Source organism: Erysipelatoclostridium sp. MSK.23.31 (genome assembly GCF_019125875.1).
Classification (GTDB): domain Bacteria; phylum Bacillota_I; class Bacilli_A; order Erysipelotrichales; family Coprobacillaceae; genus Thomasclavelia; species Thomasclavelia ramosa.
The window spans coordinates 1-26,140 of the sequence record NZ_JAHOCB010000029.1 but is presented as its reverse complement, the minus strand read 5'-3'; the positions used below and the strand labels follow the sequence as shown (position 1 = coordinate 26,140).

Below are 26,140 nucleotides of genomic sequence, written 5' to 3'. Positions count from 1 at the left end.
AGGTCTATTATGAAATTTATCAATTCATTAAAAGAACGTTTTACTAAGGAACAATTAATGATTATTGCTACCGCCCTTAGTTTATCTACCCCATTTTATATTTGTGTACCTTTTTTATTACTTGAAACATTATACCTATTGTACACTAAAAAAATTATAAATGCGTTTAAAAGTACCCCAAAATCTAAATATTTAATAATTTTTATGCTTTTAACATTAGCTATTTCTTTAATTTATCAAAATTGGATTGGTGTAGGATGTGTCGCACTTATCTTTATCTTTGTTTCACTAATGTTATATTATCGACAATATATCAATGAAGATACTTTTGAATTTATTTTAGATATGTTAATTGCATTATCGATTCTATGGGCCATTTATGGACTATTTGAACAAATTCAAATTCTCGATCGTTTAGGTTATGATCATTTTACTTTAAAAGTATTTAGCAGACGTGAAAATCGTCTTAATTCTGTTTTCTTCAATGCTAATTACTATGCCATGATGATTGAATTTACCATCATGATGATTGGATATAAAATATTTGGTACTAAAAATGTCAAAAAACAGCTTTATTATTTTATCGTTGCCTGCCTTAATTTCTTTTTATTATATATGACTGGATGTCGTACCGCTTTTGTTGCAACCGCTGGAGCAATGTTAGTATTCTTGATCATCAATAAAAATTACCGGATTTGCAGTTTAATTGGGCTACTTTGTATCATTGGTGGTATTTATTTTATCTTTAATCCTGAACAGTTCCCAAGAATTGAAAAACTAGTTGATAACTTTACTGTAAGAACAAAGATCTGGCATGCTGCAATTGAAGGAATCAAAGCCCATCCGCTCTTTGGTCAAGGCCCAATGACATATATGATGATTTTTAAACAGTATGGTGGTCATGTCACTCAACATGCTCACAGCGTCTATCTTGATCCGATTTTATCATTTGGTGTCGTTGGCGTTGCTACTCTTGTTCCTTATATGTTTGATAATTGTAAAAGATTATTTAAGGTCTATCAAGAAAAGCTAAATCTCCGTTATGTCGCCCTTGTAATTTCATGCATTGCAGTTATTCTATTACATGGTGTTCTTGATTATACAATTTTCTGGGTACACACAGGTATGCTATTTTTATTAATTGCTTCATCATTTGAAATGTTTAAACATAAATAAAAAAAAGGAAATCATAATTTCCTTTTTTTAATACCAGTCTTTGATTTGGACTTTTTCTTTTACACAAATTATTCCCATCCAAATTAGGCTAAAACCAATTAAACCAACTACCCAAAGAGGAATTCCCTGGACTACGCAATCTCCAACTAGAATTTCTACAACTACAAATAAACTTATCGCAACTAAAGCTAATTTGTTCATTAAAACCGCCTCCTTACTAAATATATGTTTATCCTTATCTTTATAATACTTATTTTGTAGACTAATAATATCATCAATTTGTTAACAAAATGTTAAATTTTGGAATTTATGAAATATGAAAAATGAGGCTATTGCCTCATCTTTCATATACATAGGGAAAGTTATTCAAATAGAGCAGGTATAAGATATGATTAGTCTTTTAATCAAAATTTTATAGTGTGCATAAAGGACTTAGCATTATTTTATAACCAATCCATCTATACCATAGCTAAATTATCTAATATTCTCATTTAAAATTATATCATCCCTGCTTTAATTCTATGTAAAGTTTTAGTTATTTAACCTCACCCTTACTAGCTAAATAGATAATTCCTAACATTACCGGTACAAAAACAATAATTATTGCACTTCCCGGTAAATTACTATTACCACTATAAGCCATAACTCCTGACAAATTAGATAAAATTGTTATTAAAAACATTCCCAAACCTAACCCTAATCTCTTTTTCATTTCTGTCACCTCTTTAACCTCATTTTACTTAATTACAGAAACGAAACTATACAACTGTGCTTAAGATTATGTAAAGATTAACCTAAGGCGACATCTAACATCATCATCACGACAAACCCAATAGCAAAACCAATAGTTGCAATATTACTATGATGCCCTTGTGAAGCCTCCGGAATAAGTTCCTCAACAACTACATAAACCATGGCTCCTGCCGCAAATGCTAATAGATATGGTAAAATCGGTACTACTAATGAAGCCATCAAAATAGTTAATCCTGCACCAATCGGTTCAACAATACCTGATAGCATCCCATATATAAATGATTTGTTCTTTGATAACCCAGAACTTTTTAACGGCATTGAAATAATTGCTCCTTCAGGAAAGTTTTGAATTGCAATTCCCAGCGATAAAGCTAAAGCTCCCGCATAAGTTACTCCCTGACTTCCAGATGCCAATCCCGCAAAAATAACTCCAACTGCCATTCCTTCTGGGATGTTATGCAAAGTTAATGCTAAGACTAACATTGTTGATTTTTTCAATTGACTTTTAGGACCCTCTTCTTCATTATCCAAATGCATATGAGGTACATTACGATCAAGTAAAAGCAAAAAAGCTATTCCTAATAGAAAACCTACTGCTGCAGGAACAAACGCCATTTTTCCCAAATCACTTGACATATCCATCGCCGGAATCAATAGTGACCAAACAGAAGCTGCAATCATTACTCCCGAAGCAAATCCTAATAATACTTTCTGAACTAAATCGTTCATTTTATTTTTCATAAAATAGACACACGCTGCCCCTGCCGTCGTTCCAATAAACGGAATCAATATTCCAATTAATGTTTCCATATTATATTTCCTTTCTTTCTAATAACTTATTCCAGCCCGCCTGATAAAATTCTTGTAAATCACTGACAAAATCCTCAGCTTGTTTCTCAGTCATTTGATGACGGACAATTTCAAAAACACCAAATAAATATGAATGATTAATAATATGTGATAATTTATCATCAAAACCATGTTCATTAAATTGCTTCGTTTTTTCATTTACTAAACAATCTAAATATTCTTCATAACGAGTTCCTTTACTACAGCAAATGATTAATTTAAAAACTTCAAAATTTTGATAAATGTAATCAATCGTCTCAAGATTAATTCCCTCAACCAAATAATCATTTTTAAATTCCTCAGACACTTCTTCAACAATATCATTAAAAAGTGCCTCTTTATTTTTATAATATCCATACATTGCTCCAGTTGTTACATGAGCCGCTTTGGCAATTTTTCTTAGCGATGCACCAAGATACCCACTATTTAAAAACTCCTGAGTCGCAACATTTATAATTTTTTCTTGTGTAGTCATAGTCACCTCCAAAATATAACACTGTTATATTTCGACATTATTCTACCTCAGAGCTATTGCATAAGCAAATAATATGCATAAAAATAAGAACTTCGTAGAAGTTCTTACAAAAATTCACCAATTATTGAATTCTCATTACCCTTTATATCATTTGGTGTCCCAGCAGCAATTACATAACCACCATCATTTCCTCCCGCTGGCCCCAGATCAACGATCCAGTCAGCAGCATTGATAATCTGCTGATTATGTTCAACGATTACTACTGTATTACCACTATCAACAATACGATCAAGCAAAAGTAGCAAATGCTCAATATCCAGAGGATGTAAGCCAATTGTTGGTTCATCAATTAAATAAAGATTATGTTTATTTATGTTTGTTAGTAATGTCGTTGCCAATTTTAAACGCTGTTTTTCACCACCCGACAGCGTTGTTAAAACTTGTCCTAATTCTAAATACCCTAAACCAACATCTTGCAGCATTTTTAAAGTTTTAATTATTTTGGGACAATCACTAAAAAAACCGACCCCTTCATCAACTGATAAATGAAGCACATCATCAATTGAATGTTCATGATATTTTAATGCAAGGATTTCAGGAATGAAACGTTTTCCTTGACAAACTGGACAGACAACCTCAACATCTTTAAAAAATAACATGTTGCTAGTAACAGTTCCTAATCCTTCACAATTTTCACAACGTCCTCCTTGGCTGTTAAAAGAAAAATGTTTAGCCGTAAAACCCATTTCTTTAGTTGCTTCTAAACTTCCAAAAAGCTTTCTAATTTCATCATAAATTCCTGTATATGTAGCAATATTAGAGCGCCTTGTCGTCGTAATACTTTCTTGTCTGACAGCAATAATATCATCAAAATATCGATAATGCTGTTTAGCTAATACAGCAAACACCAAAGTACTTTTACCAGACCCTGATACACCGGTAACAACATTTAAACAATCAACTAAAAAAGTTACATCAATATTTTTCAAATTATGAACATGAGCATTTTTCACCTCAAAATATCGATTACTTGTTCGATATACTCTTTTACATTTCTTTTTATTAACAAAATATTGTCCAGTTATTGAACTAGGATTATTTTGCAACTCGTGATAAGTTCCTAATGCAAGAATTTGACCACCATGCTTTCCTGCACCAGGTCCAAGGTCAATTAAATAATCTGCTGCTTTAATTACATCTAAATCATGTTCAATTACAATCACCGTATTCTCTTGATCTCGCAATTCCTTTAAAACATTAATAATTCCTGCTGTATCTTTAGGATGTAATCCCATTGTTGGTTCATCAAAAATATAAATTATCCCCGTTAACTGACTTTGTAAAGCCGCTGCCAATTTAATTCTTTGTTTCTCACCGCCAGATAAAGTCATTGTTTGACGATCTAAATGCAAATATCCTAAACCAACATTAATGATTCTTTGAATTTTTGTTTTTAAATCAATTATATATTGTTGGACAGCTTCTTTTTGTAGTCCTGAAACAGTAGCTTCCAGCTGCTCAAGCCAATGTAGTAATTCCGTCAAAGGCATTTTTGTTGTTGCTGTAATAACTGTTTTATTCACTGTAATTTGACGACTTAATGAATTAAGCTTTTCACCATGACAATCAGAACATACCTGTTCATCGAAATAACTGCTTATTTCTTTACTTTGATTTTTCTTTTCTTCAACCCGACGCCATAAATTAGTTATAATTCCTTCAAACTTACTTATTTTTATTTTACCAAAAAGTTCCTTAAACTGTTTTGATTCAGTTCCATATAATAAGATCACTCTTTGCTGCTGATTAAAATCAATCACTTTTGTTTCCGGAGTCACTGAAAGCCCCAGTTCTCGATATACTTTTTCTAATTGTTCGATTTGATATTCTTTATAACGATGATGCCAAAATGCAACTGCACCCTCGCGAAGAGATAAGTTTGGCTCAAGTACTTTATCTAAATTAAGTATTAATGTTTTACCTAATCCAAAGCAAGTTGGACAGGCACCTTTTTCACTATTAAAAGAAAAATGTGATCTTGTTAATTTTTCCATCTTATAATGACAATAATTACAGTACATATAAACAGTAAAATCATTATCAGCTCGAACTAATTCTTCATGACAGTATGATGCATCAATCATTTTACCACAGTGGGGACATTTACGAACTCCTAGCTTTTCATAAATCATTCGAATATCAGTGTAAATATCTGTTACTGTTCCCAGTGAAGAACGAGGATTATTATTTTTTTCATCCTGTGTAATTACAACTGCTGGTGAAACATTTCTTATTACTTCGACTCCTGGTTTATTAATTCCTTGAAAAGAAATTGCTTCTAAATACTGTCGCTGACATTCTTGATAAAGAACATCAATTGCTAAAGTTGATTTACCTGACCCGGATAAACCAGTGATTACGACTAATTTATTCCGAGGAATCGTCAAATCAAGATTCTTTAAATTACCATGATACGCATTTTTAATTATAATATCTTTCATGTCAACTCCTGCTTAATCAACTTTTTCTTCTAGAATAGAAGTACAATGAGGACAGCGGGTTGCCTCTTTCGCAACTTTTTCTCTACAATAAGGGCATACTTTTGTTGTTTCAACCAGCACTTCTTCCTTGTCAGTCAATTTAGCTTTGATACTTTCATTAATTTTATTCATTGCACGAACAATTAAGAAAATAATCATTGCTATAATTAAGAAATTAATCACCGCCGTTAAAAAACTTCCATACTTTAAAACTGGAGCATTTTCACCACTCCCCATGACAAGTTTTAAATCAGAAAAATCAACTCCGCCAAAAATCCCTAAAATCGGTGAAATAATATCATTATTAAGTGAAGTTACGATTGTTGTAAAAGCACCACCAACAATGACCCCTACAGCCATGTCCATAACATTTCCTCGAGTTATAAACTTCTTAAATTCCTCAATAATACCTGATTTTTTTTTCATCATTTAACCTCCTAACAAGTTAATATGTTTAATTATACCATATTTCTATTATTTCAACGTTTTTTCTTAATAGCTTATCAACATAATTATTAAATATAATAATTATGTAATTAAACCCCTAGTTTTATTTCTACAATTCAATAGCCAAATATAATTTACTTGTATCTTCTTTTCTTGCTTGCTGCAAGTGCTTTATTAGTAAAAAATAACAGGACAAATTAAACTTCATCCTGCTTTTATTTAATGATCACTCAATACTTTCTTTTTAAACATTAATACTGAAATAGTATAGATTATATAAAAGATTACTAAAATAACGATAGCACTAACAATATTTACAGTGTATAGTTCTGTCTTCATAACATTAGCTAGCGCATGAACAGAAAAATATGAGGACAGTACCATCAAAACAAAAGGACAATAATAAGCAAAACGTATCTCATTTCTAATTGACCTACTCAATGTTCGTTTACTGATTCCTAGTTTTTTTAGAACATTATATCTCTCTCGATCCTCAAAAGCCTCATTACTCAATTTCATAAAAATGATACTTCCACTAGCTAAAATGAATACTAAAAACAAGAAAATACAAATAGAGTACATTACTCGAACCCAAGCAATATCCCCACCATTAGGATCATTGGCTAAATAACTCACATAATCTACAGGTCCATCTTTTACCAAACTATTTAAATAATCAATCGATGCTTGATAATTATTAGGATCTTTTATTTGATAGTTATACATATAAAACTCTTGTCCAAAATTTCTTAACTTTTCATATGTGTTATCACTAACAATATAGGTACTAATATTTTCTTGCAATAATCCTAAATATGATGTTGCAGTTTCATCAACAATTTGATATTTTTCACCTGCAATTTCTATCACCGGATTAATTTCAGGATCTGAGATATCAAGTAAATATAATCTCGTCAAATTAACTACTTGCTGATCATCTAATTTTGGTATATCAAATTTAATTTTAGCCTCTTTTGCGGCTTTTTTTAACTGGCTATATGAAACTACACCATACTGATTATATAGATATTTACTTTTAACCATATCTGCATTTAAGGCAATATAGTTTAGACTATTATGATAGTTGAGCTCATTATTACTACTGATTTTTTGAGCAATTTGTTTGCCATCAAGAGCTTTATTTGCCATCACAGTATAAGTATAAGTACCTCTAAAATGACTGATATTATCGTAGCGTTGTTTCATTGCAAATGAGGTTGCTAAAACGGTAACCGAACAAATCATTAAAATCGTTACCATTGCATAAGCACGATAATTCTTTTTTAAACGAAATGCTAAATTATTGACCCACAATGAGCGTTCTTTTTGATATAGATAACTTTTGTTTTGAGCTAACTTTTTAATTACAAACGGAATTACCCCATTATATAGAAAATAGATTCCAGCAACAACCAAAACTACTGCATAAAATATATAGATAAACGAAGACATATCACCAACCATCATCGCAGCATAATAGCCACCACAAATCAAAACTACCCCAATTACCACTTTTAATAAAGTAATAATTATTTTTTCTTCACGTAATTCATTTTGTTTTGATGCTGATAACATATCTAAAACACTGCTTCTTAAAATGTTAATATAGCCTTTAATAATCATAATAGCAAAAATCGTGACAAATAAAGCGATTGTCAGTAATACAGGAATAATACTAAAACTAAATGAAACATCCACGCTTATATCTGATAAGCGTAATAACAACATTGTAAAAAGTTTAGAAAAAAGCGCTCCACTCCCTAGGCCAATAATTAATGATAAAAGTCCAATCATCGCAACTTCAATTACATACATCTTACCAATTTTTACATTATCCAGTCCCATAAAAGTAAAAATTCCAATTTCTTTTTTACGCTGTGATAAAAAAACATTTGTCGCATACCAGATAAAAAAGAAGACAAAAATTATTAAAACAATAGAAATAACTTGAATAATAATTGCAATATAATCACTGTTTTTTTCTTTTAAAACATCCATCGCATTAGAAAAACAATATTTTGAAAATTAAAAAACGTAAAAATTGAAAACGATAAAGAAATAATCAAAGCAACATAATTTTTGACACTGCGTTTAAAATTTGAATAAGCTAATTTAAATAAACTCATTCTTGTTCACTTCCCATCGAAGCTAGTAAGCTTAAAATTTCATCATAAAACTTTTGTCGCTCACCACTATGATTTAAGCGACATTTAATTGCTCCATCACTAAGCATATAAACCTGTTTAGCATAGCTGGCACTATAAGCATCATGAGTTACCATTAAAATCGTTGCATTGCCTGACTCATTCGCTTTTTTCAAAGAAATTAATAAATCTTTACTTGACTTAGAATCTAATGCTCCTGTCGGTTCATCAGCAAAAATAATCCGTGGATTAGTAATCAATGCTCGTGCACTGGCACCACGCTGCTTTTGTCCCCCTGATAATTGATAAGGATATTTATTTAAATGTTCACTTAATCCAAATAAAGAGGCCATCTGTTTAGTCTTTTCAATAATTTCACGGCTTCTCTTTCCATTTAAACTCAACGGTAAAGCAATATTATCCTGTAAAGTCATATTATCTAATAAATTATAATCTTGAAAAATAAAACCAATTTTCTCCTGTCTAATTTTCGACAACCGCTTATTATTAACCTTTGTAATATCCTCACCATCAATAATGATTTCACCACGAGTTGGTTTATCTAAAGTTGATAACATATTTAATAAAGTCGATTTACCTGCTCCAGAAGGTCCCATAATTGCAATAAAATCATTTTCATAAATGTCTAAATTAATATTTTTTAATACTTTAGTATGATAATCTTTACCACCATAACTTTTAACGAGATTTTTTATTTCTACAATCTTTCTCATTTTTAATTCCTCCTTAGATTACAACTAAAGTTTACCAACTAATCAAGAAAAAATCCTAACGCTTATCTAACAGTTAGCTCTATAATCTTACATTTTAGTAATCTAGCATGAAATATTCTGCATTATCTTCAAATTGTAATTTAAAGCGGCTTCCTGAGCAAAAAGTATTATCATAGATAACTTTAATACCTAACTTCTCTGCTATCTCTTTAACAAAATATAAACCCATTCCCGTTGAGCGATAGTCTCCATCACGAAGATTATGACCGATAAAGCCACGGTCAAATATATACGGAACATCTTCCGGTGCAATTCCGATTCCATTATCTTCAACAATAAGTTCTAATCCATCATGATCTTCTCTAATATAAAAAGTCAAATTTGGTTCTGTTTGTTTATATTTAATCGAGTTGGTAATGAACTGGTCCAGCATATATGTTAACCAGCGCCGATCACTATAAACATACTCATTCTCTACCTTTAAATTAATTTTAAAATGATCATTAATTAAGAAATAAGATTGATGTTTTATCGCTTCCTTAATAACTTGAGATAAAAAAACTTTCTCTATTTTAATATCATTCACAGGATTTCTAAGCTTACTAGACATTAACATTGTATTTAATAATAATTGAATTTGTTCAATAGTTAAACGCATTTGTTTTTTTAAAACTAGATCTTGATTACGTTCATTCATTAAGCGCATTGAAGCAATCGGCAACTTAGCTTCATGTGACCATCTAGAAATATAATCCGATAATTCTTGTATTTGAGTACTTAAGTGATTAATTTCTTCATGATAATATAAATCGTTTTGCTCAATAACACTAAGTGCTTGCAACGATAAATAGCTTTTTAATTCCTTTGTGGTCAAAAAATTATTAGTTTTCATTATTTTTTCAACTGCTCGGTATTTCACATTTCCATAAATAAAGATCGTAATCCCAATAAAAATTAAAATAACATCCAAATAAACCAGATCACTTAAATATAAGCGACTACCACACAAATATAAAAAATAAATATTAATAAATACTAAAACTAACATTCCACCTACAATAGGCCGTAATTTCTCTTTTAAATAATTAATCAATATAATAACCTACTCCCTTTTTCGTCTTAATAATATCTTTTCCATTCGTTAATTCCTTTAATTTATTTCGTAGACGTGAAATATGAACCGATAAAGTCGCATCAGTAACAAATTCATCAGTATTCCACAATGTCATCATCAACTGTTCCCTGGTTACCCAGTTGCCTCGTTGCCCTAATAGTGTCGACATTATCTTACCTTCTGATTTAGTCAATTCTAAAACTTTATTTTGATATACAAATCGCCCCCTCACAATATCATAAGAGGTATCCTCATCAAGATATTCTTTTTCCAAATGTTTATATTCATAAGTTCTTCTCAATATTGCTTTTATTTTCACCAACAGCAATTCTAAATCAAATGGTTTTTCAATATAATCATCGCCTCCAGCTGACAGTGCCAGAATTTTATCAGCATTTTGCTCTCGACTAGAAATAAATAATATTGGTACTGTGGAATTTTCCCTTATCTTTTGACACCAGTAAAAACCATCATAAAAAGGCAAATTAATATCTAATAAAATCAAATCCGGCTGATATGTACAATATACTTGATCTACATGCTTAAAATCCTCAAGATACTTTGCCTGAAAATTCCACTTAACACATAATAATTGCAATTCACGCGCCAAGATCAAATCATCTTCAACTATCATGATTTTCATTCTCTTCAACTCCTTTTATTCATTATACTATCGCCTCTTAAGATAGCCTAGTAATTTAACCAACCTTACAAAACTGTTAGAAAAAAACTAGATCGCAATCTAGTTTTAACTATCAGGATATCCTGACCCATGATGATAATAATACTGATAATTATTCTCTTTGAATTTATCGACTGCTTTTCTCCCCCGATTAGGATAATTAGTAATGATTCCACTAACCCCAAGTTCAAGATACTGTATCATCCTACTTTCATCATCTACTGTCCATACATAAACAGGAACCCAATTACGATTAGCCTTTTCTACAAAACTCACTGTAGCTCGATTTTCTTCTATCGCCAAAAAGTCGATACCTTGGTTCCATAATGATCCTTCAATATCTCCAGCACTACCATAAATACAATATCCAATCCACCATTCAGGACGCTGACTTTGAAGATATTGAACAGTATCTAAATCAAGCGACATGTAGATAGCCTGCTTTTGATAATCATTTTTCTCTATAACATCAATAATTTTTTTAGCTAGTTTTTCTCCATTACCGCCCTCAACTTTTAACTCAATCAAAAGTCCCATTTTAGTGCTATTCTTTTTTAACTTTTTAATCAAATGATCTAGCGTCGGAATTTTATCAGTGTATTCGTTATGATAAACCAAGGTTTCACTTAATTGTTTAGCAGTCATATTTTTTACTTTTTCATCTTTATGTGCCAATCGCGACAAATCTGCATCATGAATCACAACAGGAACCCCGTCTTTAGATAATTGCACATCAATTTCTGCATAATCCGCTCCTTTATCAGCTGCTGTCATGATAGCTCCATCTGTATTTTCAACCCCGTAAATTGAACCACGATGACCGATTACCCATGGATGATGGAGCATCAACGGTTGTTCTAAATACATTCCTACTAGACAAACAGAAATAAAAGCTAAGAGTGCTGTAACCATTCTAGGATGATGATTATATAAGCGAGAATTATTTAAAGTTCGTTTAATTAAGCGATAAGGCAAAAACAGCAAACCACTATCATCTTCAAATTCCTGACCATTTTTTCTTTTTTCATAACGAATAATAATACTAGCAGCAAAATACATCAACAAAACAACAATTAAGATAGCTGATAAAATATATATTGAATTAGGAAAAAGATAAGTAATCAAGATAAACATACAGGGCCAAAAAACAAGGTTGATCATCCCACGATACTTTTGATAAAAATGTGTTTCAAAAAAATATTTATCCAAGCTTTGAAAAAAACGATTACCATGAATTTGTGCTTTTAATAAAGTTCGGTCAAATAAGCGATTAAATTCTAAATCCACCTTTACTTTCAATAGTTCAGGCTCGTGCTTACCCATAACACCTATTAAATATTGATAGAAAACAATCATCAAAACCATGATTATTAATGTATATATGATGTATTCCAATAAATAAATTCTAAATCTCGAAGAAATAATTAAATTCTTTAAAAAATAACGATTAAAATCCGCATTTTTTATTAAAGCATCTGGTAATATTTGAATTAATCCATTCTCAAGAACGATCCAAATACCCATTATTCCAATTAATGAAATACGTTCTTTTAATGTCAATAATTTATGGAACTTTATATTTTCTTTAAAGGCTTTAATAATATTTTCTTTTTTTAAAATCATTAAAACCGGTACAAAAAACATTAATCCATAAATTCCAAAATACAATCCATAGATTAAACATATTAAAATATTCCCTTGAAAAGTTAAGCTCAATTCTCCAAAAATAAAATTAGGAATTTTTAAACTTGGTATCAATGAGTTTATATAACCAAGATGCACTAATGGTAAAATAAATAAAAAGAATATTCCTGTTAAAATACTACTAGGATGCTTTAAACAACTCAAATTTAATAACGAGGTTTTCATTACCTCATAAATTCGAAAATCTTTATTTTGCTTATTTAAAGTAATCATATTGATCAGTACACTAAATTCATATCCAATTGCAATTACTGCCATCATCATAATAATTAAAACAACTGTAATCCCTTCAAGATTTAAGAAATTAAATAATATGTATTGGTTAAATGCAGCTCCGCTGGAATTATTATTTAAATATATTTGAAGAATTTTATTAATCAATGGACTGATAATTAGGAATATTGCAAATTTATAGAAAATCTCAAATTTTAGGATTTTAAAAAAGAGATGTTTAAAGTTTTTTAATTTATCTTTCATTTTTACACCCCCAATATGACTTATTCTATCATTATTACCAATTTATTGTTATTAATAATCCTTAAAAATTTTCTTAAAAAAAACTACCCTTCCGGCAGTTTACTTAAATCTAGCATTATTATAGTTGTAGGGGATACTCGTTCCTACTACAACATCTTCAATTCTATCAAGAATCAACCAATCATCCATATTCCCCTGATGATCAAAATCTAGTGGTTTAATTGCTTCTACATCTGTAAATTCAACTAAACACAAACATTTTTTATGCCAGCGAACTTGTTGTTTTGGCGTTAAATCTAATTTATCTTGATACTTTAATAATATTTCATTTATTTCATCTTCACTTAATTTAATAAAATTTAAAACGTTAACTACTCTTGCTTTTGCTGTTATTTTTTTAGTTCCTTTTTCCATGAAATATAATACTTCGTCATTGAATACTCTACTATGAGGAATCTTGCGTCCTGCTGCTCCTCGAATTATCATTGTTTTTTTGCCACTCATAATCTTTTCTAAGACTTTTTCTTTATTGTCTAAATATACTAAATGTATCATCTAATCACCTCAAATTTATTATAAAGCCTCTAGTAACTAGAGAGTCAAATGCTTTTTACAGGAATTCTTAATTCAGTCACAAATTCATTTTCATCATTAGTAAAGATAGGATCTATTAAATAATATTCTAATGCTGGTCCACACATTACTAAATTATTTTTTTTCATCCATTCCATCATAAGAGTATAAGTCTTATATTCATCTCGATAAGGCCCATAATGAAGAGCAGAAACACATAAATAACCAGGTTCTTTTCTAACTACTCCACCAATTTCATGATTTAAATCAATTTGAATAGAAACTTCAACATCAGCACAATCGGGATCATATTGTTGATAATCGTCATAATAACGCGCCATTATATTTCCTATCGGCTCTAAATTATTCTTACGACATAAAGTATTTAATTCACTAAATCGACGCATAAAGGCTTCTTGGTCTGCTAAACCTTGTTGACGAACATAAGCAATATAAATTTCCGGTATTTCCTTTAATTGTAAATGCAACTGATGATCTTGATACTTTAGACACTCCAAAAAGAATCCTAAACGTTTCTCTAATTTATTTAATTCAGCTATTGTTTTTTTTAATTCAGCATGTTTTTGATTCAAGGTTTCTTCACTCAAAGAAACGGAATTATTTGCAAGCTGATGTTTAATCTCTTTAATTGAATACCCCTGAATCTTAAATTGATTAATAATATTAGCTTGTAATATCTGATGTCTAGCGTAATAACGATAGCTTGATTCAATATCCCTTTTTTCAGGGACTAATAGCCCGATTTCATCATAGTAACGTAAGGTCCGTATCGGAATATTACAAATTTCTGCAATCTCACCTATCGAATAATATTCTTTATCCATGATTATCTCCATCATTAATGTGTTCATGTCCCCACTTGCATAAACATTCTAACACCGGCATCAATGTTAAACCACGTGGAGACAATGAATATTCAACTTTAGGCGGGACTTGCGGATACTCATTGCGAATGATCAAGTCGTCCTTTTCCAATTCTTTTAACTGAGTGCTTAGCATTTTATGTGTAATTGTTCCTAATGCACGTTTTAACTCACTATATCGTAGTACTTGTTTTTTCCATAACCAAAATAATATGTGCATTTTCCATTTGCCATCGATCAAAGACATTGCATATGCAAATGGTCTTACATTTACTTCATCGTTCATTTTTACTCTCCTTTTAGATAGTATCTTACTTAAAAGTGTATACTTGTTATTAATTTAGTTCTAATTTATCATATAGTTATTAAAATAACAAGGAGGCTAATTAGATGAAAAAACAAATAAATGTATTTGATTATGCTAAAGAAATTATGGAAGCTGTTCAAACTGGCGTTCTTTTAACAGCTAAAGTTGATGATAAAGTCAATAGTATTACAATTTCCTGGGGAACCTTAGGAATTGAATGAGCAACAGAATTATTTACTGTTTTTGTAAGAGAACATCGTTTCACTAAAGAACAGATAGAAAAAAATCCTGAATTTACAATCAATATTCCTTTAGGTGCTTTTGATAAGAAAATCTTAGGGGTTTGCGGTACGAAATCAGGAAGAGATATTGATAAAGTTAAAGAACTTGGGCCTACTTTAGAAGATCCTGATAAAATATCAGTTCCAGGTATTAAAGAACTTCCTTTGACACTTGAGTGTAAAATTGTCTATCAACAAGTACAAGATAAAAATGCAATTACTCCAAACAATTTAGAACGTTTTTATCCTCAAGATGTTGATAGTTCATTCTATGGAGCAAATAAAGATTTACACACGGCTTATTATGGCCAAATCATTAATGCTTATATTATTGAATAAATAGAAAAGTCCGGTTAATTATTCCGGACATTTTCATTATTTAGCCTCTAAACGATTCAGTAAATCTATAATCAATCTTTGATTATTATCATTAACATCAAATTTATCAAGTAATTGATTTATTTTTAAGCGTCCCCCTAGTTTTAATTGAAGGTCAGTAACTTTTCCTTCACTAACTAATTTAATAATTTCTCTAAGCCCTTTTATTTCCAAAACATCCTTTAATTGACTATTTAAAGTATAACGTTTTTTTTCATCAACACACTCACCATTTGTTCTTATAATTTCCTGATATACATAAAATGAATCTTTAATATAACGTTTTAAAGTACCATTTCCATCATTATCTTTATCTACGTAAATAAATCCATAACGTTTTTTCATTTCGCCAGTTGAATAGCTTACAATATCAATCGGACTCCACCAAGTGTACCCAAGCAACTCAACTCCATCTAAGTCTACTGCTTTTTTCATTTCTCGAACATGTTGCGTCAAATAATCAATTCGGTAATTATCATGAATTTGATGATCGTCACTAATTTCATCGACTGCTCCTAGTCCATTTTCTACGATAAATAACGGAATTTGATAACGATCATATAAGTAATTCAAAGAAACTCTAAGTCCCTTAGGATCAATCGGCCAGCCCCATTCGCTTACTTTAATATATGAGTTTTTAGCTCCACTAAAAAGATTTCCGCCACTTCCAAGATTATCTAAAATATCACTTGACATCGTAATACTCTGGTAATAACTAAAACCAATATAATCAACTTTTCCTTGTTCTAAGATTTTTTCATCACCATCTATGACTGGTAATTCAATTCCATAACGTGACATCCATGTCAATGCTTTATTTGAATATCTCCCTCGTACCTGAACATCGGTAAAAAACATATTTACATCCATAAAATTATGATTAAACATTACATCATCGGGTTTACATGTAGCGCTATAACCACATAAGAAGGCAATCATACAGCCAATTTGAGCAGAAGGAATAATCTCATGACAAGCTTTAACCGCTTTTGCTCCTGCTAAGAACATATGATGACATGCAGTCAAAACGGTTTGTAAATAATTATTATCAATTTTTGCAATCACACCACCTCCAGTATAAGGATTGGTGATCATTCCATTAATCTCGTTAAAAGTTAGCCAATATTTGACTTTAGCAGAATATCTTTTGAAACATGTAATAGCAAAACGTTCAAAATAATCAACACACCGCCGATCAAAAAAGCCATTGTACTGCCTGCTTAAATAATAAGGCATTTCATAATGCGATAATGTGACCACTGGTTCAATATCTAGTTTCAACATCTCATCAAATAATTGATCATAAAACTGCAACCCTTTTTCATTCGGCTCTAGCTCATCACCATTAGGATAGATACGTGACCAAGCAATTGACACTCGCAAACAATTAAAGCCCATTTCTTTAAAATATTGTAAATCATCTTTATAGTAATGATAAAAATTAATTGCTTCATGACTTGGATAATATTCTCCAGCAACAATCCCATCAGTCCGTTTTCGTTTTTTAGTCTTACTTCCTGCAAGCATTACATCACTAACACTTAATCCCTTACCATCGAGATTATACGCACCTTCGCACTGACTCGCAGCCAAAGCACCACCCCATAAAAAGTTTTCTTTCATCGTTTTCCACCTCATACTTATTATTATAACATAGAAAATAAAAAGCAATGGTATTAACCATCACTTAATTACTTCCATTACATATTTATAATCAATGTCCTCAGTTAACCACACACCATTTTGGGAATAATAAAATTTACAGCCATCTTCACACATTGCCTTTGTATCAATAACTAAAACAATTGCTTTACCATGTCTACTTCCGACTTTAAATGCTGTTTCAATATCTTTCGATAAATGAACATATAAACGTTTCATTTTTTTAATCCCTTCTTGCTCTATCTTATTCAAATATTTAAATGCCGTTCCATGATAAAGATATTCTGGTGGAATCTTTTCAATTAATTCAATATCTACTTTGATTGAATGACCTTGGTTAGCTCGAATTTTTGTATGATCTTCATTATATTGATATCGCTGTTTATTATTTGTCATGACAATCTCATCTAATAATGTTCGATTAATAAAACGACCACTATTATTAATTCCTAACAACAACTCATCAACCTTTGCCCATCCATGATAATCTAGCTTTAATCCAATTAGTTCCGGTTTATGTCGTAAAATCAAACTAATAAACTTACCAAGATTTACTAAATCATTCATGTTCAAACTCTAAACGCATATCATACCAGATAGCACCACCATGCATTGACTGAGAAATCCCACAATTTTTAAATCCAAACTTCTCATAATAATGCAATAATTTATCCTTGCAAGTAAGAATACATCCTTTTCGTCCTGCCATACGGGCATCATCAATTACCACCTGCATGACTTTGGCAGCTAACCCTTGTTGACGATATTCAGGAATTGTATTTACTCCAAAAATTGCCTGCCATTCTCCTGCTTCATCATGTAAGCTAGCATCTTCAAACATAATATCATTGATCGTTGTTTCATTTGTTACCATTCCGTTAATAAAACTAATCAATTTTCCTTCATCTTCCAATAGCCAAAAATGATTCGGATAAGTTTTCAAACGTTTTTTTAAATTACTCCGACTAGCTGCTTCTGCAGGTGGAAAACAAGTGGCTTCAACAGCTGTAATTGCTTTTAAATCTTTAATTGTTGCTTTACGTATTATCATTGTTAAAACCTCCTTTACTCGTTTAGAGTATATCACTTATTATAAAATTAATAAAGAATCATTGGATAGTGGTTAATTATTGCTATTTTTATAATATTAGCTTATAATGTTATTGACATATGTCAATAATAAAGGTGGTGAAGCTATGCCAAGACCATGTCGAAAAAGAAAAGTATGCAGATTACCTAGATATGCATATTTTGGTCCAAACCCGTCAGCTACAAAAACAGTAGTCCTATCAATCGACGAATATGAAACAATTAGATTAATGGATCTTGAAGGACTCACACAACAAGAATGTGCTAAACAAATGGATGTTGCCCGAACAACCGTTCAGAGTATTTATGAACAAGCACGTTATAAGCTTGCTCAAAGCATTGTCCGGGGCTATTCTTTAAAAATTGAAGGTGGTAACTACTCTCTTTGTGACAAAGCTCACTTAGTCAATTGCACTTCATCTTGTACAATTAAAAATAAAAGAAAAATGGAGGATAACAGAATGAAAATAGCAGTAACTTATGAAGATGGTAATATTTTTCAACATTTTGGAAAGAGTAAAGAGTTTAAAGTATACGACATTGAGAATCAAGAAATTATCTCTAGTCAAATAGAAAGTACTAACGGTCAGGGTCATTCAGCCTTAGCAGAAATTCTAAAAAATCTTAACATTGATGTATTGATTTGTGGTGGAATTGGCGGAGGTGCACGAAATATCCTCACATCATTAGGAATCGAAATCATTCCTGGGGTCATTGGCAGTAGTGATGAAGCAGTAATCGACTATCTAAAGGGTGAGTTGCATTACGATCCTAACACAGCCTGTAATCACCATGATGATGGTCATCACGCTTGTCATGAACACGATAATAAATGTTGTCATTAAAAAGATGAGACTAAAAACTATAGTCTCATCTTTTTAAAATTCAACTTTAATTAATTCTACATCATTAGAAACCACCGCTTCATTAGTATTTTTTATCTCTTTTAAATCAGTATGATTTGTTATTAAGACAGGTGTTTCTAATGAATATCCCGCAGCCTTGATCTTATCCATGTCAAATTCCAATAGTAATTGTCCTTGACCAATACGTGCAATAAAGCCCTCGCCATTTAATTGAACTGCATTAATTCCCACGTAAATTAATAATTCAACACCACCTTTGGGGTACCGTAAAGTGAAAAAAGCGCTCAATTAGTGACTAATCCAGTTAATGCTAATGTTGTAAAACATACCTTTCAAATTGATGGAGATGGCTATGGTACCTTACAAATTGCTCACACTTTAACAAGAGAAACATTCCAACACCATCTCTTTCTTTACATGAATTTAGTTTAAAGAATGAAATAGATGATAAAAGTAAGTATACTGATGTATGGAATAATCCCTATATGTGTAGAATTTTAATGAATGCAACTTATCTTAGAAATTTAATTCTTCATAAAAGGGAATATTTCAAAACTAGAGGTGAGTATCAAAAACTTCCAAAAGAGAAATGAAAAATCTTTAAACATCATCATGAAATAATTATAGACGAAAAGATATTCTGTATTTATCAAGCAAAATTAGAAAGCAAGGAAGTTCGTTCAAAACGAAAACGAAAGATTTATAAAAATATATTTCATGGTTTATTATATTGTGCAGACTGTGATAACCTTTTAAAGACCTTATTGTATCGCTTTTACCAGTAACTGAAATCATTAAAAATAGATCTTCTTTATTAGCAATTAAATCAATTGCAAACAGGTTATCGGGCTATTAACCTCTCCAACACAGCGAACTCTTCTTGTTTATTTTACTAAAACGGCTAACTTTCTCATCATTTTATCATTAAGGTATAATGCATCAATTCGATTGTATCAATATATTTTTTCAATCTTATTATTCTCTTTATTAACGGTATCTTTAGCATTATTTAAGCTATTTACATATTTAACGCAATCATATTTAAATTCTGCATAACCTGAATATCCTACTTTTAACAAAATTATTGTTTTAGTAACTTTCTTCAGTTAATATTTCTGTTAGCGATAATCTTTAAATCTTTGTTAAACCTTTACAAATCAATTCACACGGCTTTAATTCATTTTAGTTAATAAATTCTTTTTTAGATTGATATTAAAAATAAAATCCATTGATCATCGCCTCCTGTCTCTTTAGTAATTGCATCTTACAATGGAATCTTTTTCAAATTAATTATCAAAATAAAACTATAGTTTCTTTAAAAAACCATAGTTTTATATAAACTATTCTAATTTTAAACCATTACTTTTAATAACATTTTGATACCATATATATGAATCTTTTTTATATCTTTTATGACTGCCTACTCCATAATCATCTTGATCATTATAAATAAATCCATATCTTTTTTTCATTTCACTTGTTCCTGAAGAAACCATATCAATTGGCGACCAGGCACAATAAGCAAAAACCTTGACACCTCGTGTGATTGCTTTATTCAAAGCAATAATATGTTCTCTAATATAATCAATTCGATAATCGTCGTGTATTGTATCATTATCTAACCTTTCAATTTGACCAATTCCATTTTCAGCAATCATTAATGGTTTTTGATAACGATCCCAATATTTAAGAAAACAATCATATAGACCAAGAGGATTAATTGTCCATCCCCATGGATTAGTCTCCAGATAAGGATTTAATTGGGAATCGCCAATAGCTAAAGTATTCTTTTCATGACTGACAACATTAGAATTATAATAACTAATCGCTAAAAAATCTAAAGTATTTTCTTTTATTAATACTAGATCAGTTTCTTTTATCTCTACGGCGATATGATTATGACTAAAATAACTTATTGCATATCCAGGATATTCTCCCCTTAATTGTACATCTGCATAAAAATACATTGTCATTTGATTTTTTTCAGTTGAAAAAACAACATCCTTAGGCTTACAAGTCATTGGTGTTACTAAAAAATCAGCTAGCATACACCCAAATTTAAAGTTATTATTTATTTTACTTCCAATCTCTTTTATTTTTGCACAGACAACAAATTTATTATGAATAGCTTGATATTTCTTTTGTTCCAATTGTGTCACTGTATCTTTTACAATTCCTAACGAACTGAGACCTACCCGTGTTAAATTAATCTGATTAACAGGTATCCAATATGTTACTTTATCCTTATATCTTTGCATAATCAAAGTTGCATATTTTATGAATGCTGTCACAACTTTTTCATTTAAAAAACCATTATATTTTAAAGCTAAATCAATTGGCATATCATCATGATATAATGTAACAATAGGCACTATCCCCATTTCTTTTAACAAATTAAATATTTTATCATAATATTTTAATCCTTGCTCACTAGGTTCACCATCTATTCCATTTGGAAATACTCTTGCCCAACTTATTGAAAACCGAAAACAAGTAATCCCCATTTCCTTAAGCAATATCAAATCCTCTTTATAACGATGATAAAATTCAATTCCTATTTTTTTAGGAAAATTATATCTTTCTGGATAATTGAGACGGTCTAAAATCTCCGCTTTAGATAAATCTCCTTTCACCTTTGCTTTATCATTTGGATCATAATTTTGCAAATCAGCAACTGTCAATGCTCTATCATCAGCCCCCTCAGCCTGTTTTGCGCTCATTGCCACGCCCCATAAAAAATCTTTAGGAAATTGATAATATATTTGTTTTTTGTATTTTTCTGTTAGTAGCATATTTAATTCTCCTTATGACCCTGTATTTGGTAAAAAGATTCAAATAATATTATCATTTTTTCTGTCAAATTAACCTCACTCATGATTGTCATAAGAGTATCTTGAGCATGGGTAAATAATAAACATGTTTTATAATGTTCACCTGCAGCCTCTTTTTGAATTATTTCTGTTTGTTCTTGATGTGCTTTTTTTATATCCTCCCTTGCCTCCACAATTTTCTTATGTGCATTTGAAAAATCAAAGATACTGAGTGCCTCCAATGCTTCATTTGCTTTTGTTCTTGCATTGCCTGAATTCATAATGATTTTCATCGCAACTGGTATTAAAAGACTATTTTCATCCATTTATTATTCCTCCACACTATATGACTAATTGGTTACGTTAATCAAAATTCTTTCTTTAATAATTCTTTTTCATGTTCTTCTTTAACAAGCTGATTATCATATCTCATTAAAAATGGATACCAGATCAATCCATAAATAATAAATAGTACAAGGAACCATATAAACGCTCGGAAATCATCAGTAGTTAACCAGGTGCAAATCGGCGCAGGAATACGAGAAATATTATTAACTCCGGCTGGAATATTTAGCATACCAGCTTTCATTACAAACCAGATAATTAATGGACCAATAATTGAATTTATCCACATTGGAATCATTAGTAACGGGTTAAAGACAATTGGCGCCCCATAAACAAGTGGCTCATTAATATTAAATATTGACGGTCCAATACAGATTTTCCCCATTGTTTTTAATTTTTTAGATTTACATTTAAATAACATTAGAAAATTTAATGGTAATGTTCCACCTAAGCCCCCCATTGCGATTAAGGCCGTTGTAAAAATCGTTTCTGTTGTCACAATATAAATTGGACTTCCTCCAGCCAATGCCATCTCAGCATTGGCTGCAATTCCCGCCATTAAAATTGGTTTAACAATAGCATTTAACGACCAAGCTGAAATACCTACTGAATATAACAATACGTATAAAAAACAAATAACAACAAATCCCAGTAAAGATTGTCCTAAATTAACAATCGGCTGGAATATTAAATTAATAAATTCTACTAAATCAAAACCTATTGTAAATACAGTTACTCCAAATATTAAATAGATAATTGTCATTGGAACAATATTATTTATCCATTCACAAACAAAATCCGGCATTGTAGCACTATCTTCCAAAATATGTAACTTTGCATATAAATGGAAAATCAACATTACAACTAATCCTACAATAATCGCAATAAATAAACCTGATCCACCTAAAAAATTAATATCTGTAAAAGTAAGTTCAGTTTTCCCAGTTGTTGCATTTTTTAATAAGGTTGCCATGGTTGGACATAAGGCCATTAAAAATACAGTCACTGAAGTTAACCCTGCAGTTATTGTATATTTAGGATGATCCAGTTCCACCATCCCAAAATAAGTAACCATAAAAGCTACTATCAATGACATCATTCCAAAGCTAAATGTATTAACAAAACTCAAGTCCGGTAGTGATGGAATGTAACGTACAAATACATTGTAAATTGAAATAACTGATCCTACCAAAATAAACGGCAAGATTTTCTGCATTGCGCTCGCCACTGCTGCAATCCAAGGATTACTGAAAACTTTTTGCATCCCTGGTGCTAATTTATTAGTAAACCAATTCATAATTCCTTTCATTTTTCTCTCTCCTGTTATATATTTTATTTATAAAACTCTTCTATTTCTAATAATGCTAATTCAAGTAATGCTTTTCCATCTAACATTGAATAAATTTCTTCAGGAATAACAATTACAGGAATATTATATGGGGCTGCCATATCTTTAAAAGCATTCAGCCTAAATTCATAATGCGGTCCAATGCAAAGAATATCCATTTTTGGCAAATATTGTGTGACTTCGCTTTCACTCTTTGCTTCAATAGTTGCATCTATTTTACCTTTTTTTGCAGCTGCTCGAGCTTTTTGAGCTAAAAATCCTGAAGAGAGCCCTCCTCCACAACAAAGATAAATATGTGCTTGTGCCATTTTTATTTCCTCCATTTCTTATTTGTCTGCAAGTTCTTAAACTTTACGCTTATATTTAATCATTTTGTTCATATCTACTCAACTAACATTCTGCACAGTGCAAATAAGTATTTTGCACTGTGCAAAATTCTAGTTTTAAATAAAAATTAAAACTATTATAATATAGAAAACAACAACTAGGGAAGGATGAGAGCATGAGAAGGAAGCAAGAAGAATTGATCAATTATTTATATACTCATAATGAAAAAGTTACAGCAAATATTCTTTCAAAAGCATTAAATCTCTCTATTCGAACAATTAAATCATATATTGCCGAATTAAACATGAATTATCCTAGCTTGATTTCTTCTAGCAATCGTGGTTATGTCATCGATAAAGTAAAAGCTAACTCACTACTTCAATATAAAGACGATATTCCTCAGGACTATGAAAGCAGATGTATTTATATCATAAAAAAGACGCTTTTAGAAAAGCAGGACTATATTGATATTTTTGATTTATGTGAGGAATTATTCATTAGCTATAGTACTTTAAAAAAAGATATTTATAAAATGAATACTTCATTTGCAAATTTTAAAATTACTTTTTCTAGTGAAAATAATAAACTTCATGTTGGAGGTTCTGAACAAAATAAACGTAAACTAATTAGCCATGTGATGTCAGAAGAAGTAAGCGGAAATTTTCTTGTCTTAACTTTGCTACAAGAAAGTTTCCCAGATTATGATCTTGATGATGCCTGCACCCTAATCAAAGATATTTGCAAACAGCATCACTACTATCTTAACGATTTTTCTTGTGTTAATTTTATTTTGCATGTAACTATTATGGTTAGTCGAATCAACCATGGTAATCACATTATCAACAATAATGAATTAATTCAAGTTACTAATAAAAATGATGAAAAAATAGCTAAAGAACTATGCCTAGCCTTAGAACAAGTCTTTAATGTCTCTTTTAATTCATCAGAAATACTTGAAATCTATATTCTCTTTAAAAATAATGCAAATTATATAAATAATGAAAACGAAAATGTTTCTTTATTAGTATCAGATGAAATTATTCAAATTACCAAAAATATCATAAAAAATGTTGATGAACTTTTCTTTATTAATCTTGACTCCGATAATTTTATAACTCCTTTTATGCTACATCTAAAAAACCTTAAAAATAGATTAATAAAAAACAATCTTCTTAAAAATCCAATGCTTGATTCTATTAAAATATCATGCCCAACTATATATGATATCTCAACGTTTATTGCTTATCAGCTGACATTATCATTTCATGAAAACGTCAATGAGGATGAAATAGCCTTCATTGCTTTACATGTAGGAACAGAGATAGAAAGACAAAAAAAAGAAGAAACAAAAGTATCCTGTCTCCTATTATGTCCTGAATATTTAAATATCACTAGTACTTTACACAAAAAAATTATGATGGATTTTGGAGATCAATTAACTATTCAAAAATCAATTTCATTTGAAAATGAGATCCTAGGGAATAATTTTGATCTTCTTATCACTACTGTTCCTGTTTTAGAATCTACAAACTACTTTACCGTATTATTACCACCATTCCCAATGAGCTATGAGAAAAATAAGATTTTAGATGCAATCATTAGAATAGAGAACACTAAAAAAAGTCAAATTCTTACTAATAATCTTAATTTTTATTTTAATGAAAAACTTTTTTATTCAATGAATGAAGATATTAGTAAATCCGCTGTTATTAACGAACTAGCAGAACGAATGATTAATCTAGGCTATGTAGAAGAAAACTTTAAAGAAGAGATATGGAAAAGAGAAACAGCAAGTTCTACAGCTTTTATGAATATTGCCATTCCACATCCTATGAAAATGAGCGCTTATAAAACTAGTATAGGAGTGGTAATTAGTCATAAAGGAATTGACTGGGGAAACCAGCATTTTGTCAATGTAGTTTTTATGATTGCTTTTAATAAAATAGATAACAAACATTTTCATGCATTGTATGAATCTCTAGTATTATTATTTAATGAACCAATTGTAATATCAGAAATAAAAAAATGTAAGAACTTTAATGATTTTAAAGATATCGTTATAAAAAACTATTTAAAATTCAATGAACGATAAAAAAGATACCAGTATCAACACACTAGTATCTTTTTAAATAGTTTTAACATCTTATTTCAATTCAGGCCAGAAATCTTTATTCG

The 26,140-nt window shown here is 30.4% G+C and carries 26 protein-coding genes and 1 pseudogene; 5 read left to right on the top strand and 22 right to left on the bottom strand.

Annotated elements, in window-relative coordinates; genetic code table 11:
- The first annotated feature begins 9 nt into the window (after window positions 1-9).
- Entirely contained in the window at window positions 10-1,176 is a 1,167-nt protein-coding gene (locus KSU54_RS12675; RefSeq protein ID WP_003539441.1) for an O-antigen ligase family protein, read from the top strand.
- A 27-nt stretch (window positions 1,177-1,203) separates the two neighbouring features.
- On the opposite strand, the gene KSU54_RS12670 is transcribed toward KSU54_RS12675, so the two are convergent.
- The 14 genes from KSU54_RS12670 to KSU54_RS12605 form a co-directional block, all read right to left on the bottom strand.
- The gene (locus KSU54_RS12670) at window positions 1,204-1,377 is read right to left on the bottom strand and encodes a hypothetical protein (protein ID WP_003539439.1); all 174 of its coding nucleotides are present in this window, start codon (window positions 1,375-1,377) and stop codon (window positions 1,204-1,206) included.
- Between the two features lie 334 nt (window positions 1,378-1,711).
- A complete protein-coding gene (locus tag KSU54_RS12665) occupies window positions 1,712-1,888 on the bottom strand; it encodes a hypothetical protein (protein WP_003539438.1) in 177 nt (58 codons plus the stop codon).
- Window positions 1,889-1,965: 77 nt separating this feature from the next.
- A complete protein-coding gene (locus KSU54_RS12660) occupies window positions 1,966-2,739 on the bottom strand; it encodes a ZIP family metal transporter (RefSeq protein WP_217751464.1) in 774 nt (257 codons plus the stop codon).
- Between the two features lies 1 nt (window position 2,740).
- Complete coding sequence (locus tag KSU54_RS12655) at window positions 2,741-3,253, bottom strand: TetR/AcrR family transcriptional regulator (RefSeq protein WP_003539436.1); 513 nt, start codon at window positions 3,251-3,253, stop codon at window positions 2,741-2,743.
- Between the two features lie 104 nt (window positions 3,254-3,357).
- Entirely contained in the window at window positions 3,358-5,754 is a 2,397-nt protein-coding gene (locus tag KSU54_RS12650) for an ATP-binding cassette domain-containing protein (protein WP_117792614.1), read from the bottom strand.
- A gap of 12 nt (window positions 5,755-5,766) precedes the next feature.
- Window positions 5,767-6,219, bottom strand: coding sequence for a large conductance mechanosensitive channel protein MscL (gene mscL / locus KSU54_RS12645; RefSeq protein WP_008792661.1), 453 nt, complete (start codon window positions 6,217-6,219; stop codon window positions 5,767-5,769).
- A 240-nt stretch (window positions 6,220-6,459) separates the two neighbouring features.
- Window positions 6,460-8,238, bottom strand: coding sequence for an FtsX-like permease family protein (locus KSU54_RS12640; protein WP_226814498.1), 1,779 nt, complete (start codon window positions 8,236-8,238; stop codon window positions 6,460-6,462).
- A gap of 124 nt (window positions 8,239-8,362) precedes the next feature.
- Window positions 8,363-9,118: an ABC transporter ATP-binding protein gene (locus tag KSU54_RS12635; RefSeq protein WP_117792616.1), complete on the bottom strand. Its 756-nt coding sequence runs from the start codon at window positions 9,116-9,118 to the stop codon at window positions 8,363-8,365.
- Window positions 9,119-9,212: 94 nt separating this feature from the next.
- Window positions 9,213-10,211, bottom strand: a complete 999-nt coding sequence (locus KSU54_RS12630) for a sensor histidine kinase (protein ID WP_117792618.1) — start codon at window positions 10,209-10,211, stop codon at window positions 9,213-9,215.
- On the bottom strand, window positions 10,204-10,875 hold the full coding sequence (locus tag KSU54_RS12625) for a response regulator transcription factor (protein ID WP_003539430.1): 672 nt from the start codon (window positions 10,873-10,875) through the stop codon (window positions 10,204-10,206). Before KSU54_RS12625 ends, KSU54_RS12630 begins: the two co-directional genes overlap by 8 nt.
- Window positions 10,876-10,980: 105 nt before the next feature.
- Window positions 10,981-13,095, bottom strand: a complete 2,115-nt coding sequence (locus KSU54_RS12620; RefSeq protein WP_003539428.1) for a glycerophosphodiester phosphodiesterase family protein — start codon at window positions 13,093-13,095, stop codon at window positions 10,981-10,983.
- A gap of 99 nt (window positions 13,096-13,194) precedes the next feature.
- Entirely contained in the window at window positions 13,195-13,650 is a 456-nt protein-coding gene (locus KSU54_RS12615) for a hypothetical protein (protein ID WP_003539427.1), read from the bottom strand.
- Between the two features lie 44 nt (window positions 13,651-13,694).
- Window positions 13,695-14,513: a MerR family transcriptional regulator gene (locus KSU54_RS12610; protein ID WP_008792658.1), complete on the bottom strand. Its 819-nt coding sequence runs from the start codon at window positions 14,511-14,513 to the stop codon at window positions 13,695-13,697.
- Complete coding sequence (locus KSU54_RS12605; RefSeq protein WP_003539425.1) at window positions 14,506-14,838, bottom strand: winged helix-turn-helix transcriptional regulator; 333 nt, start codon at window positions 14,836-14,838, stop codon at window positions 14,506-14,508. The genes KSU54_RS12610 and KSU54_RS12605 overlap by 8 nt, the downstream gene beginning before the upstream one ends.
- Window positions 14,839-14,942: 104 nt before the next feature.
- Between KSU54_RS12605 and KSU54_RS12600 the strand changes: the two genes are divergently transcribed.
- Both KSU54_RS12600 and KSU54_RS12595 read left to right on the top strand, forming a co-directional pair.
- Window positions 14,943-15,080 carry a hypothetical protein gene (locus tag KSU54_RS12600; RefSeq protein WP_199414800.1) on the top strand — a complete coding sequence of 46 codons (138 nt, stop codon included), beginning with the start codon at window positions 14,943-14,945 and terminating at the stop codon, window positions 15,078-15,080.
- Window positions 15,081-15,101: 21 nt separating this feature from the next.
- Window positions 15,102-15,479: pseudogene (locus KSU54_RS12595) on the top strand (flavin reductase); the annotation flags it as partial.
- Window positions 15,480-15,515: 36 nt separating this feature from the next.
- Here the strand turns inward: KSU54_RS12595 and KSU54_RS12590 are convergent.
- The 3 genes from KSU54_RS12590 to KSU54_RS12580 are packed head-to-tail and all read right to left on the bottom strand — an operon-like array spanning window position 15,516 to window position 18,231.
- Window positions 15,516-17,141 (bottom strand): family 1 glycosylhydrolase, encoded by a 1,626-nt coding sequence (locus KSU54_RS12590; RefSeq protein WP_008792657.1) that lies wholly within the window; start codon window positions 17,139-17,141, stop codon window positions 15,516-15,518.
- A gap of 60 nt (window positions 17,142-17,201) precedes the next feature.
- On the bottom strand, window positions 17,202-17,747 hold the full coding sequence (locus KSU54_RS12585) for an RNA 2'-phosphotransferase (RefSeq protein ID WP_003539419.1): 546 nt from the start codon (window positions 17,745-17,747) through the stop codon (window positions 17,202-17,204).
- Window positions 17,740-18,231 (bottom strand): GNAT family N-acetyltransferase, encoded by a 492-nt coding sequence (locus KSU54_RS12580; RefSeq protein WP_117792620.1) that lies wholly within the window; start codon window positions 18,229-18,231, stop codon window positions 17,740-17,742. Before KSU54_RS12580 ends, KSU54_RS12585 begins: the two co-directional genes overlap by 8 nt.
- A 145-nt stretch (window positions 18,232-18,376) precedes the next feature.
- Here KSU54_RS12580 and KSU54_RS12575 point away from each other — a divergent pair, with 145 nt between their 5' ends.
- On the top strand, window positions 18,377-19,114 hold the full coding sequence (locus tag KSU54_RS12575) for a NifB/NifX family molybdenum-iron cluster-binding protein (protein ID WP_008792656.1): 738 nt from the start codon (window positions 18,377-18,379) through the stop codon (window positions 19,112-19,114).
- A 33-nt stretch (window positions 19,115-19,147) separates the two neighbouring features.
- On the opposite strand, the gene KSU54_RS12570 is transcribed toward KSU54_RS12575, so the two are convergent.
- From KSU54_RS12570 to KSU54_RS12550, 5 genes are all read right to left on the bottom strand, one after another.
- On the bottom strand, window positions 19,148-19,423 hold the full coding sequence (locus tag KSU54_RS12570; RefSeq protein ID WP_009008885.1) for a PTS glucose transporter subunit IIA: 276 nt from the start codon (window positions 19,421-19,423) through the stop codon (window positions 19,148-19,150).
- A gap of 1,052 nt (window positions 19,424-20,475) precedes the next feature.
- The gene (locus KSU54_RS12565; RefSeq protein ID WP_008792654.1) at window positions 20,476-21,927 is read right to left on the bottom strand and encodes a glycoside hydrolase family 1 protein; all 1,452 of its coding nucleotides are present in this window, start codon (window positions 21,925-21,927) and stop codon (window positions 20,476-20,478) included.
- Window positions 21,928-21,929: 2 nt separating this feature from the next.
- Complete coding sequence (locus KSU54_RS12560; protein WP_003539406.1) at window positions 21,930-22,271, bottom strand: PTS lactose/cellobiose transporter subunit IIA; 342 nt, start codon at window positions 22,269-22,271, stop codon at window positions 21,930-21,932.
- Window positions 22,272-22,312: 41 nt separating this feature from the next.
- Window positions 22,313-23,599 (bottom strand): PTS sugar transporter subunit IIC, encoded by a 1,287-nt coding sequence (locus KSU54_RS12555; protein WP_003539405.1) that lies wholly within the window; start codon window positions 23,597-23,599, stop codon window positions 22,313-22,315.
- Window positions 23,600-23,622: 23 nt separating this feature from the next.
- Window positions 23,623-23,946 (bottom strand): PTS lactose transporter subunit IIB, encoded by a 324-nt coding sequence (locus KSU54_RS12550; protein WP_008792651.1) that lies wholly within the window; start codon window positions 23,944-23,946, stop codon window positions 23,623-23,625.
- A 194-nt stretch (window positions 23,947-24,140) separates the two neighbouring features.
- On the opposite strand from KSU54_RS12550, the gene KSU54_RS12545 reads away from it, so the two are divergent.
- Window positions 24,141-26,057 carry a BglG family transcription antiterminator gene (locus KSU54_RS12545; RefSeq protein ID WP_217746685.1) on the top strand — a complete coding sequence of 639 codons (1,917 nt, stop codon included), beginning with the start codon at window positions 24,141-24,143 and terminating at the stop codon, window positions 26,055-26,057.
- Window positions 26,058-26,140 lie beyond the last annotated feature (83 nt).